The sequence below is a fragment of the Pseudochrobactrum sp. Wa41.01b-1 genome (assembly GCF_019464455.1).
GTDB lineage: Bacteria > Pseudomonadota > Alphaproteobacteria > Rhizobiales > Rhizobiaceae > Pseudochrobactrum > Pseudochrobactrum saccharolyticum.
In genome coordinates this window covers 1,532,324-1,545,049 of the sequence record NZ_CP080493.1, presented here as the reverse complement: position 1 = coordinate 1,545,049, position 12,726 = coordinate 1,532,324, and the positions used below count along the sequence as shown (strand labels likewise).

The following is a 12,726-nucleotide window of genomic DNA, read 5'->3' as shown; positions in this document are numbered from 1 at the left end:
ATCAGTCCGCCGGACTGATCTCCTGTTTTTGCAAGAAGGCTGTGCCGCCTGCAGCCTGCACGGCAAGACTGCCGGACTGAATACCGGCATTGAGTGCCGTTTGTGCATCTGCGCCGGAAAGCCATGCATTGATGAAACCGGCATTGAAAGCATCGCCTGCACCGGTCGTATCAACAACCGGTACATTCTCGGCTTTTGCATGAAGATTATGCTCATTTGCGCGCAGCCATGCACCTTCCGCACCGCCTTTTAAGACTGTGACGGGAAAGGTTTCCGCGAGTTTATCGAGAGCATTTTGCGGATCTTCAAAACCGGTAATCGCCAGTGCTTCTTCCTTATTCGGCAGGAATATATCAATACCTGCGCAGGCGTTCAGCAAGGCCGGATCATAGATCAGGGTCTCATCCCAACTTGGATCAAGCGAGACTGTGAGGCCGTGTGCCTTGGCACGGCGCACAAGATCAGGAATCTCATGCAGCGTTGCATATTCCGCAATATGCAAATGACCAGCCTGTGACCAGTTGAGCGCGGCATCCAATGTTGTAGGCAGTGCAGTGCCTGCACGCCGCGACAGGAAAGCACGGTCATTACCGATGACGCTGGCGACAGTCACCTGAGGGCCGGCATCTGCCGAGCGCTCCAGAAATTGCAGATCAATGCCTGCGGCTTCCAGCTCCGGTGCCAGACCGGCGGACAGAGCATCCAGACCGAGCCGCGCCACAAGCGCGGTTGTGCGGCCGGTATGCGCCAGATGCGCGGCGGTGATATAGGCACCGCCACCGGCTGCCATTTTCAGATTGTCGGCAAAGACTTCACGTCCCGGTTCCGGCAAAGCTGCCAGACCGGTAAAAATCAGATCGCAGTAAATCCGCCCGATGCTGAGAACGGCCGGATGCTGATTGTCTTTCAAACTCATAGACGTCCCAGACTTTTCTCTGTCGCCTTGTCAAACAGATAGAGACTGCCACTGGCTGCGCGTGCAGTCAGTGTGCTGCCGGTGGCCGGAATGAATTTGCCCGATGCAGTAGCGATTACTGCTGTACCCTGTACATCAATATGCACCAGTGTTTCAGGCCCCAGCGGTTCAGCCGCAGTGACGGTGCCGGTCAGTTCAATGCCTGCCGGTGTGGAGGCATCATTGCCGGTGACAACCATCAAATCATGCGGACGAATGCCGACCAGAACATCGCCATCTGTTGCAAATTCCACGCTTTTGCCGTTTTTACGGCCCGAGATCAGGTTCATCGACGGGCTGCCGATAAAGCGGGCGGTGAACACATCAACCGGATTTTCATAAAGCTCGGTCGGTGTGCCGGTCTGCAGAATATTTCCGTCCCGCATCACCACAATACGGTCAGCCATGGTCATGGCCTCAACCTGATCGTGGGTCACATAAACGGTTGTGGTCTTGAGGCGCTGGTGCAGGCGTTTGATCTCAATACGCATCTGGGCGCGTAACTGTGCGTCAAGATTGGACAGAGGCTCATCAAACAGGAAGGCAGACGGATTGCGCACCATCGCACGGCCAATGGCAACGCGCTGACGCTGGCCACCGGAGAGCGCAGCAGGGCGACGATCCAGATATGGCTCGAGGCCGAGAATTTTTGCGGTTTCTTCAATACGGGCATTCTTATCCGCATTGGAGATTTTGGAGGTATAGAGACCGAAACCGATATTCTGACGGACAGTCATATGCGGATAGATCGCATAATTCTGGAACACCATCGCAATATTACGCTGTTTCGGGTCACGTTCATTGACGACTTCATCGCCGATTTTCAGCGCGCCGCCGGAAATATCTTCCAGACCGGCAATCATGCGCAGGGTCGTGGATTTGCCGCAGCCGGAAGGCCCGACGAAAACCACAAATTCGCCGTCGGCAATTTGCAGGTCAATGCCGCGCACGGCCTCAACCTTGCCATAGCGTTTAACCAGCTTGTTCAGTTCGATCGTTGCCATCAGCGTTTCTCCACCAAGGCCTGAAATCTATCATTGAGCTCGCGCGCGGCTTTGGCCTCGTCTGCGGCTTGTCTGTCTGCAAGGCTTGCAAAGGCATTGGCCTGATCGCGATATGCTGTCAGTGCCTCAGCCATTGGTTCCGGTGCAGGGCCGCCGAAACGGTCGCGCACGGCGATGAAATGCTCCGGCGAAACCAGCTCTTCAAACTTTGCGCGGTCGAAAGACGGCTCTCTGCCAGCCGCATGTTTGAAGGCTTCCAGAAACGGCTCATAGCCGTCCTGTGCCAGACCGCCACCTTTGGCGACAACGGCTTTAGCCACGGTTGCGGCAATTTCATGCGCCTGACGGAAGGACAGGCCTTCAATGCGCACCAGTGAATCTGCCAGTTCGGTAATGGTAATGCAGGAGCGGCGGATATTATCGGCAACACGCGCCGGATCAATACGGATGGCCTGCACAAAGGCGGCCAGCAGATCAAGCACACGACCGGCAGAAGCAAAGGCCTCATAGCCCATTTGCTGCGTTTCACCTTCACTGTCATTCATATCGGTGAAAGGCGTATTATGGATCACATCCAGCACCGTGCGGGCGCGTCCCATGGTCTGGCTTGCCAGATGACGCATATGCTCAATCGGCACCGGATTGCGTTTCTGCGGCATGATCGAAGAGATTTGCACAAAAGCATTCGGCACATAGATCTGGCCAACCTCGAAGCTCGTCCAGAACTGGAAGTCCTGAATGAGACGGCCGAGATGGATAAACATCAGCTCAATCGCGGAATAGGTTGAGGTGATGTAATCCGAAGCGGCAATGCAGCTGTAAGAATTGCGCAAAGGCGCGGCAAAGCCCAACAGGTCAGCCACGCGTGCGCGGTCGATGGGAAAACCTGAGGTGGTGATGGCTGCCGCGCCCATAGGTGACAGGTTGACGATTTCACGCGCTGTTGCAAAACGCTGCATATCGCGGATCAGCACTTCAATCGCTGCGGACAGATAATGGCCGAAGGTTGAAGGCTGTGCAGGCTGACCATGCGTATAGGCAACGATCAGTGTTGCCTGCTCGCGGTTTGCAGTTTCAATCATCGCATTAAGCAGATGACGGGACTTGGCCAGCAGAACATCAATATGTTCTTTGAGGCCGAGCTTGAACAGCGTGTGGTCGATATCATTGCGCGAACGTGCGGTATGAAGGCGACCGGCAATATCCGCGCCGAGGCGGGACTTCAGTTCCTTTTCAATCAGGAAGAAGAAGTCCTCAACTTCACCGGTATAAGTGAGGGATGCCGGATCAATATCACGGTCGATTTGTTCCAGCGCACCGGCGATTGCCGATGCCTGTTTTTCGTCGAGAATGCCGGTTTCCGTCAGCATGACCAGATGGGCGCGGTCAATACGGCGGAAACTTTCGACATGATGAGTTTTAGCGCCGTCAAAAAGCGGTTTCAGCACGGTCTCCTTGTAGACCGGATCAGGGAAAACGCTTTTATCGGCAAGGCGCGGATCGTTTACAGACATTATAGTATCCTTATCCCTTCAGGCCGGCCAGCATGACGCCGCGCACGATATAGCGCTGCAGTAACAGGAACACGAGCAGGGTTGGCAGGGTGGCGATAGCGGCGCCGGTCATAATCATTTCCCACTGGATCGATTGCTCGACCGCGAAACTCGAAAGCCCGACAGGCAATGTGTAGAGTTCCTTGCTGGTGGTGACGATCAGCGGCCAGAAGAAGGCTGTCCAGTTGCCGAGGAAGGTGAAGATTGCCAGAGCCGACAGTGCCGGTGTGACCAGCGGCATGGCCACTTTCCACCAGATCTGGAATTCGTTCAGACCATCCACACGGGCGGCTTCGAGGAAGTCATTCGGCACGCCTTCAAAGAACTGCTTCATCAGGAAGGTACCAAAAGCCGTCATCATGCCCGGGAACATGATGCCCCAATAGCTGTCGAGCCAGCCGAGTTTGCTGGACATCAGATACCAAGGGATCACCAGCATTTCGGTCGGGATCATCAGGGTTGAGAGAATGGCGAGAAAGATGAAATGACGGCCACGGAACTGGAATTTCGCCAATGTGTAACCGACAAGACTGTCGAAGAACACATTGGAGAGCGTGACAATCACAGCAACCAGCATTGAGTTGAAGAACCAGCGCAGGAAGCGGCCGTCAGCCAGAATGGTCACATAGTTCTGCACAGTCGGGTCAGCCGGTATCAGACGCAGATCATAGACCTGACTGGCGGTTTTGAACGAGGTGGAGAACATATAGGCCAGCGGTGTGACCATGATGATGCCGCCGATGAACAGCAATGTCCATGTAAGGACGCGGTCTGGCCGGATATTTGCAAACGGGAGTGCCGGTGTTTTGGTTTCAGCGGTCATTTCTTTTCCCTCAAGATCCACAGCTGCAACAGTGAGACAACCAGCAGAATGGAGAACAGCACGACTGTCTGCGCAGCGGCATAGCCCATGGCGTAAGACGAGAAGGCGGTTTGATAAATCATCAGCACCAGTGGCTTGGTGGAGCCAAGCGGACCGCCCGGATCATAGGTGGTCATGTTATAGACCTGATCGAAAATGCGCAGGAAGCCGATGGACGAGAAGACGACCAGAAATACGGTTGTCGGTTTCAGCAGCGGAATGGTGATTTTGCGCAGGATTGCCCATTCACCCAGGCCGTCAATGCGGGCAGCTTCGTAATAGGTGTTGGGAATAGCGCGCAGACCTGCCATGAAAATGATGATCTGGAAGCCGAGACCCGCCCAGATGGATGTTGCCATAATGGAATAGAGTGCCTGATCCACCGAGCGCAGGAATGTCTGCTGTGGCAGGCCGATGGTATTGAGCATATTATTGATCACGCCGATCGGAGCAGGCTGATAGAACCAGCGCCAGACCCAGCCCATTGCCGCGGCAGTGGTGAGAAACGGCAGGAAATACAAGCCACGGATCAGCCCGTGCATGAAGCGCACGCGATCAAGATAATAAGCGATCACAAAAGCCAGAAACAGGCTGACCGGCGTGCCGATAAGCAAGTAAGTGAATGTGTTTTTGAACACTTTCCAGAATTGCGGATCAGCGAACAGTTTTTCATAATTCGCAAGGCCGATAAATTTCGGCGGTTTCATCAGATCCCAGTTGGTCAGCGACAGCCAGAAGGCCTCAACCGTGGGATAAAACCGGATGACCGTGTAAAACAGAATAGGCAGGGCGAGAAAGCTCCACACCCAGATGAGCCGCCTTGTGCGCATGGGCAGGCGGTTCCAGAAAGTATCACCGGAGCGGGCAGCCGTCACAGTCATGGTTCAAAATACCTTATGGTACGGAAGCATATCCGGCAAAATGCGATGCGGTTTTGCGGGACTATGCGTCAAACAAATTTGGGGAATATAGCCGGAGGTTCAGCACATACCGGAAATATTCTGGCGGAGAGCCGGAACCCATCCGCAGTTTCATGCAGTCTGAAGATGATGAAACGATATTCCGGTGTGCCGCCGATTGATGACAGCGGCACACCGTCTTTTCAGAGATTACTGTGCATCATCGATGATGGTCTGTTCTGCTTTTGCAGCTTCAGCCAGTGACTCTTTCACAGGCTGTTTTTCCAGAACCACACGGTTCACCATATCCATAGCGGTCTGACGCTGGGCTGCTTCATCCACAAACATGGTGGTGTGCGCATAGTCCAGACCTCTGAGGAACGGGCCGTAGATCGGGTCTGCCAGATTGGCTTCAGTCTGGGCAACCGCACGACGTGCAGGTAGTTCACCAACTTCCTTGAGCCAGATTTCCATCGCTTCCGGCGAGGAGATGTAGTTCAGGAATTTCTTGGCAGCTTCCAGTTTTTCGCCTTTTGCATTGGCGCCGATACCATTTGCAAAATAGCTGGCATAGTTGGAACGTACACCTTCAGCATTGGCTGGCAGTTCGGTAACGCCCCATTCAAAATCCTTGATGGTGCGGAATGCGCCGAGGCGGAAAGTACCGTCAACGGTCATGGCAGCCATGCCTGCACGGAACGCAGCCTGACCTTCATCCATGAATTTCAACTCGCCGACTTTTTTCTCTGTCTGCAGGTCGGTGTAGAATTTCAGAGCCTTTTCACCGGCTTCGGAATCATAGGTGACTTTGCGGTCATTGTCGGTGTAAGGCGCGCCACCATACTGGCGGATCAGCACTTCACGCCACCAATGGTGATCCTGTCCGGCCATATCCAGAGTGATACCGGCGGTGGTCAGATTGCCGTTTGCATCGCGCTTGGCTGTCTTTTCTGCTGCTGCAACCAGTTCATCTAGTGTCTTTGGCGGGTTTTTCGGATCCAGACCGGCTTCTTCAAACAGTTTTTTGTTGTAGAACAGCGCCAGTGAGCGCACGGCAGTCGGCAGACCATAATAGTCTTCGCCGCGCTTCATCGCACTGGTGATCGGGAAGAAATCGCTTTCGATCTTATCATGCGGGAATGTATCGGTTGGCAGCGGCTGCAAAATGCCGCCTGCTACGAATTTATCAAGCCAGCCGTAGAAAAGCTGCATGACATCAGGGCTGTTGCCAGCCATTTTGGCTGCAATTACGCGGGTCTGATAATCATCATACGGGAAGGTGGTGTGCTTGACCTTGATGTCCGGATTGGCTTTTTCGAAATTCTCGATCAGCTTGTCCATCGCTTTAACGCGCGATTCAAAGACATATTGCCAATATTCAATTTCAACAGCCTGCGCTGCATTGAGCGCCATTGTGCTGAAGCCTGCGAGCAATCCCGCAAATAATAGTTTACGCATGTGAACCTCCCCTTATGACCTCCGGCTGTTGCCGGTATCAGGCAAAAATACAGTTTTGTGCATGTTGTTTCCGAAACGGCAGCCCGTTTTGGGGTGACATGCGTCAGCGATCAGTGTTCGGAAATTGCATCTCGTCAAAGACCGGTTGGCAGTTTTGCCCCTTCAGATGCGTTTTCCTCCGCAGAGCTGCCCTCTACGGTCACTATTTTACAGGCTTTTGTCAATAAGATAATTTACTTGAGTTAATCTATTGCGGTTATGAAGGCTCTCGCTTATCATTTTTTTGAGACGGGCAGGACGGAGCAGCATGGGCGCACAGCCGGTAGGTACACAATCGGGCACAGAATCAGGCACACAGCTGATTACTTTGGGTAAAAACCCCGAGCGAATCCGCGATCACAATCGTCGGGTGGTGCTGGATATTGTGCGCCAGCACGGCTCCTTGGGGCGGATGCATATTGCGCGTTTGACCCATCTGACGGCTCAGGCAATTGCTAATATTGTCGATGAACTGGTCTGTGAAAATCTGTTGATGGAGACCGGAAGGCTCAAATCCGGACGCGGCCAGCCGCCTAAACAATTCGCAGTCAATCCTGACGGCGCTGTAACGATGGGTGTTGAAATGGCATCCGATCACATGGTGACGACGGTGCTTGATCTGACAGGACAACCCCGTTCCCGCCATATTACACCGGTGCATGATACCAGCCCTGACGCGCTTTCCGGCTTGTTGCGTATACAGGTTGATACTGTGAAAGCGGAGTTTTCCGCACCGTTGCTGGGTGTCGGTGTGGTGATGCCGGGGCCGTTTGATATTGAGGGTATGACTTCTGTGGGGCCGACCACTTTGCCCGGCTGGTCAGGTGTGGATGCGGCGGCGCTTTTAAGTGAAGCCTGCGGTGAGCCGGTTACCGTTGAAAATGACGCGAATGCGGCAGCGGTGGGAGAGCGCCTGTTTGGTGCGGGACATGCCATTTCCTCTTTTGCTATGATCTATTTCGGTGCCGGTGTCGGTCTTGGCATGATTCAGGACGGTGTGCCGTTTCGCGGCGCTTTCGGCAATGCCGGTGAAATCGGACATATTGTGGTAGCGCCAAAAGGCAGAGCTTGCCCCTGCGGTCAGTCCGGTTGTCTGGAGCGCTATGCATCGCTGTATGTCCTGCGTGAAAAGCTGGCTTTGGCGGGCGTTACAGAAACAGATTTTGACGATCTACAGAAATTGCATGACAGCGCCCATCCGGTGCTGATGGAGTGGATGGATGAGGCCGCACTCTATCTGGCGCCGATGATTGCCATGATCGAAAATATTCTCGATCCGGAAACGGTAGTGCTGGGCGGTATGTTACCCGATGCGATTATCGACGGATTGATTGCACGGATGGGGCAGTTGCCGATTTCCGTTGCGAGCCGTCGCAGTCGTGCTTTGCCGCGTGTGTTGCGCGGTCATACCGGACAATTTACGGCGGCTTTGGGCGCCGCTGCTCTGCCTTTGTTTGAAGCGATGACCCCGAAACTGGATACGCTCGCTGACTTGTAATTCATCTTTGTGAGGAGGCATCCGGTGCTGACTGACCGCCAACGTATCGAACGACAAAAATCGGCACCGGCTCTTATGCGCCTGCATCATGCATTAAGCCGGTTGCGCTCGGTGGTTACAGTGATGAATACCGGCGCACATCCTGATGATGAGCAAAGCGGATTGCTAGCTTATTTCCGCTTTGGTGCGGGTATGCGGGTGATTGTCGGTTGTTCCACACGCGGTGAGGGCGGGCAGAATGCACTGGGGCCGGAGCGCGGCGGTGCGCTGGGGCTGATGCGCTCCCGTGAAATGGAAGAAGCCGCGCGGATACTGGACTGCGATATTGCTTGGCTTGGTCACGGGCCTGATGATGCAGTGCATGACTTTGGCTTTTCCAAAGATGGCGACCGGACTTTCGACCGCTGGGGCGAGGAACGTATTGTCGAGCGCCTCGTGCGGGCTTATCGGCGTGAGCGGCCGGATATTGTTATTCCGACATTTCTTGATGTGCCGGGTCAGCATGGTCATCACCGTGCGATGACCCGCGCAGCGGAACGGGCCATCGCGCTGGCTGCTGACGATCAGGCTTTTCCTGAGCATTTTGCGCAAGGACTGAAGCCTTGGCAGGTCACCAAATATTATCTGCCTGCATGGTCTGGCGGGGGCGATACTTATGATGATGAGGTGCCGCCGCCGGAAACAACATTGACAGTGCGAGCTGAGGGACGTGAACCGGCAACGGGTGCGGATTATGACCGCATCGGGGAATGGTCGCGTTATTATCATGCTTCTCAGGGTATGGGGCATTGGCCGGAAGAGCCAAAAACGCAATGGCCTTTGCATTTGCTGCTGGCAGAAAAGACCGGCGCGGAGGTTTCCGTTCTGGATAATCTGCCAGCTGATCTGGCGGCCTTGGCGGCTCATGCGGAGATGTCTGAAGTTATCCTCCAAGCATTGCAGGATGCGCAAAAAGCGATTGATAGCGCCATTGCCGCATTCCCTGACCGTGATGCAATTATCGCTTCTCTAGTATCGGCTGCGCGCAATATTGATACTATCCGCGCCAATGCATCAGCAGATTTTCTATATGCACAGGATCATCGCCTGTTGCGGAAAAAGACCGAGATTGATGCTGCGCTGATTGAAGCTGCAGCGATTTTTGATAGTGCGGAGCTGAACCCGCCGGTGATGTCACCTGCCGGTGAAGCTTTGCTACAGGTACGCTTTGGTGCTGGTCATGTGCAGTATTTGGCGCAAGCTGAACCAGTTCTGCCAGAATATTGTGCGGCTTATGTGCATGAGACAACCGCGACCACTCAGTCCTTTGATATAAAGGCCGGAGCAGAGGCGGCTTTCAGTCCGCTTTATCGGCCGGTCTGGTCTTCGCTTGGAGGCAATGGTGATTTTTATGTGCGTGTGACGGCACAGTTTTCGGACTATCAGGCCAAAGCGAGTTTCGATCTTGCTGAACAGTTTGCGCTAGTGCCTGCCCAATCTGTGCGGATTGAGCCTGAGGCGGTGATTGTTCAACTTGATCCGGCAGGCAAGACACAATGGCCGGTGAATGTAACTGTCAGTGGTGATCCGCAGCCTGTGCGTTTTATCAGCACCGGTGGCTGGACGGTTGTGCAGAGCGCCGATAGCACGATACTTCACGCGCCGGAAAAACCGAAAGCCGGACTGTTCCGCTTACAAGCACAAATTTCCGGTCGTGATGCGGTGCGGCAGACGCCGATTACCTATCCGCATATCGGGCAGGTGATGTATCGCGAGCCGGAATTATTGAATGTGCTGGCGCTGGATCTGAAACTGCCGCAAGGGGCGCGCATCGGTTATATCGGCGGTGGCGCTGATCGTGTTGGTCTGTGGCTGAGCCGTATGGGGCTTGATGTAACAGAGCTGGAGCCAAAACATCTGGCCGGTGATTTGCAGCAGTTTACGTGTATCGTTGTCGGTATTTTTGCTTTCGGTTTAAGGCAAGATCTGGCTGAGGCAACAACACGCTTACATAGCTATGTTGAAAATGGCGGTCATTTGCTGACGCTTTATCATCGCCCGACCGATGGCTGGAACCCGCAGTTAACACCTGTGCGCCCGTTGAAAATCGGCTCGCCCTCACTGCGCTGGCGGGTGACTGATCCCGCAGCGACTGTCACCGTTCTGGCACCGGAGCACATATTGCTCAACTGGCCGAATTGCATAACAGATAAAGACTGGCAGGGCTGGAACAAAGAGCGCGGGCTGTATTTCGCCTCTCATTGGGATGAGGCCTATCAGCCGTTATTGTCGATGCATGATGCCAATGAACAGCCGTTAACCGGTGCGCTTCTGTCTGCACGGATTGGCAAAGGGCGGCATACGCATACCAGTCTTGTGCTGCATCACCAGATGGACAGGCTGGTTGCGGGGGCATTCCGTCTGATGGCCAATCTGGTGAGTGGCGCTGATGATGAGAGTTTGTCTGATATTTAGGACAGTCTAGTGCAATTCTACTGACTACTGCAAAAATCTGAACTGATTATGTTTCTGTCAACAACGCACTTTGGTGCTTATTCCTGACACAGGAACAAACGGACAGGTGTACTCATGCAGTTTGGAATTTTTACCGTCGGTGACGTAACAACTGATCCGACAACCGGCAAAACCCCGAGCGAACATCAGCGGCTGATGTCGATGATGAAATATGCGCTGAAGGCGGAAGAAGTCGGTCTCGACGTTTTTGCTACCGGCGAACATCATAATCCGCCATTTGTACCGTCTTCACCAACGACCATGCTCGGCTGGATTGCGGCTAAAACCAGCAAAATTCAGCTGACGACCTCGACAACGCTGATTACCACCAATGATCCGGTGAAGATTGCCGAGGATTTTTCGATCCTGCAGCATCTGGCCGGTGGTCGTGTTGATCTGATGATGGGGCGTGGCAATACAGGGCCGGTTTATCCGTGGTTCGGTAAGGATATCCGCGAGGGTATTCCGCTGGCGATTGAGAATTATCATCTGCTGCGCCGTTTGTGGCGTGAGAAAACAGTGGATTGGCAGGGTCAGTTCCGCACGCCTTTACGCGGCTTTACGCTGGCTCCGGCACCGCTGGATGATACGCCGCCATTTGTCTGGCACGGCTCGATCCGCAGCACGGAAATTGCTGAACAGGCTGCGTTCTACGGAGATGGTTTCTTTGCAAACCACATCTTCTGGAACAAGGAACATACCCAGCAGATGATTGATCTGTATCGTTCGCGCTTTGAACATTACGGTCATGGCAGTGCTGATCAGGCGATTGTCGGTCTTGGCGGGCATATTTTCATGCGCAAAAACAGTCAGGATGCCATTCGTGATTTCCGGCCTTATTTCAATAATGCGCCGGTCTATGGTCACGGGCCATCTATGGAAGATTTTATGGAAATGACCCCGCTGACTGTCGGTTCGCCGGAGCAGGTGATCGAGAAAACACTGAGTTTTGCTGATTATGCCGGTCATTATCAGCGTCAGTTGTTCCTTGTCGATCATGCCGGTCTGCCGGAAGAGATGGTGCTTGAACAGATTGAGCTACTGGGCACGGAAGTGGTGCCGGTATTGCGCAAAGAGTTTGAAGCACGGCGCCCTGCGCATATTCCGAGTGATCCGCCAAGTCATGCAAGCCTGCGTGCACAGGGCGAGGACGGCAAACACCGTAAGGTCATTCCGGTTGAAAGCGCAGAACAGCCAGCCTGAGGCAGGTTTGATTAAGGGGCAGGGATATCTCTGCTCCTTCCCTGCCAATGAACGGAGATAATTATGACACGTCGTATTCTTGTATTGAGTGCAGGTCTGTCACAGCCATCATCAACCCGTATGCTGGCAGATCAGATTGCACAGGCAACAGCCGCGCAAATCGGTGCGCGCGGTGAAGAGGCGCAGATTGAGGTCATCGAGCTGCGTGAACTGGCTATGGATTTGGCCACGACTATGGCAACCGGTGGCATTCCGACACCGCATCTCTCTGAAGTTAAAGAGAAAATCTCTGCGGCTGACGGACTGATTGCAGTCACGCCGGTTTTCACCGCCAGTTATAGCGGATTGTTCAAAATGCTGTTTGATGCTCTGGAAACCAATGCACTGAACAATATGCCGGTGATTATTGCGGCAACAGCAGGAACAGCACGCCATTCACTGGTGCTGGATCATGCTTTGCGGCCGTTATTTTCTTACCTGCGGGCGATAGTTGTGCCGACCGGTGTATTCGCTGCGACTGAAGATTTTGGCAGTGGTGAAGCCGGACATGATCTGTCTTCGCGTGTGCAACGTGCGGCCAGCGAATTTGCAGCGTTGGTTGTTGCGGAAAAGAACGGTGTCGGTGGTTTTGTCCCGAATATCGGCGATCAGCGCAAACGGGATTCCGGTGTGCAGCTCAGCCAGACGGTTACGCCATTTGCACAATTGCTCAAAGGGCGCACCGGCACAGCCGGTTGATAAACAGACAGCGACACATATTTA

General features: G+C 53.9%; 10 protein-coding genes. 4 read left to right on the top strand and 6 right to left on the bottom strand.

Annotation, left to right across the window (positions count from 1 at the left end; translation table 11 throughout):
- Window position 1: 1 nt before the first annotated feature.
- The 6 genes from K1X45_RS07225 to K1X45_RS07200 form a co-directional block, all read right to left on the bottom strand.
- Complete coding sequence (locus K1X45_RS07225; protein WP_220160242.1) at window positions 2–916, bottom strand: carbohydrate kinase family protein; 915 nt, start codon at window positions 914–916, stop codon at window positions 2–4.
- Window positions 913–1,959: an ABC transporter ATP-binding protein gene (locus K1X45_RS07220; protein WP_220160241.1), complete on the bottom strand. Its 1,047-nt coding sequence runs from the start codon at window positions 1,957–1,959 to the stop codon at window positions 913–915. The genes K1X45_RS07225 and K1X45_RS07220 overlap by 4 nt, the downstream gene beginning before the upstream one ends.
- Window positions 1,959–3,473, bottom strand: a complete 1,515-nt coding sequence (gene argH / locus K1X45_RS07215) for an argininosuccinate lyase (RefSeq protein ID WP_220160240.1) — start codon at window positions 3,471–3,473, stop codon at window positions 1,959–1,961. The genes K1X45_RS07220 and argH overlap by 1 nt, the downstream gene beginning before the upstream one ends.
- Window positions 3,474–3,483: 10 nt before the next feature.
- Window positions 3,484–4,335 carry a carbohydrate ABC transporter permease gene (locus tag K1X45_RS07210; RefSeq protein WP_220160239.1) on the bottom strand — a complete coding sequence of 284 codons (852 nt, stop codon included), beginning with the start codon at window positions 4,333–4,335 and terminating at the stop codon, window positions 3,484–3,486.
- Window positions 4,332–5,255 (bottom strand): carbohydrate ABC transporter permease, encoded by a 924-nt coding sequence (locus K1X45_RS07205; RefSeq protein ID WP_022710584.1) that lies wholly within the window; start codon window positions 5,253–5,255, stop codon window positions 4,332–4,334. The genes K1X45_RS07210 and K1X45_RS07205 overlap by 4 nt, the downstream gene beginning before the upstream one ends.
- A gap of 228 nt (window positions 5,256–5,483) precedes the next feature.
- A complete protein-coding gene (locus tag K1X45_RS07200; protein WP_022710583.1) occupies window positions 5,484–6,731 on the bottom strand; it encodes an extracellular solute-binding protein in 1,248 nt (415 codons plus the stop codon).
- Between the two features lie 307 nt (window positions 6,732–7,038).
- Between K1X45_RS07200 and K1X45_RS07195 the strand changes: the two genes are divergently transcribed.
- The 4 genes from K1X45_RS07195 to K1X45_RS07180 all read left to right on the top strand — a co-directional run bounded on the left by K1X45_RS07195 (window position 7,039) and on the right by K1X45_RS07180 (window position 12,702).
- Window positions 7,039–8,268: an ROK family protein gene (locus K1X45_RS07195; RefSeq protein ID WP_220160238.1), complete on the top strand. Its 1,230-nt coding sequence runs from the start codon at window positions 7,039–7,041 to the stop codon at window positions 8,266–8,268.
- Between the two features lie 24 nt (window positions 8,269–8,292).
- Window positions 8,293–10,722, top strand: a complete 2,430-nt coding sequence (locus K1X45_RS07190) for a PIG-L family deacetylase (protein ID WP_220160237.1) — start codon at window positions 8,293–8,295, stop codon at window positions 10,720–10,722.
- A gap of 114 nt (window positions 10,723–10,836) precedes the next feature.
- Entirely contained in the window at window positions 10,837–11,964 is a 1,128-nt protein-coding gene (locus tag K1X45_RS07185; RefSeq protein WP_220160236.1) for an LLM class flavin-dependent oxidoreductase, read from the top strand.
- Between the two features lie 63 nt (window positions 11,965–12,027).
- Complete coding sequence (locus tag K1X45_RS07180; protein ID WP_220160235.1) at window positions 12,028–12,702, top strand: FMN reductase; 675 nt, start codon at window positions 12,028–12,030, stop codon at window positions 12,700–12,702.
- Window positions 12,703–12,726 lie beyond the last annotated feature (24 nt).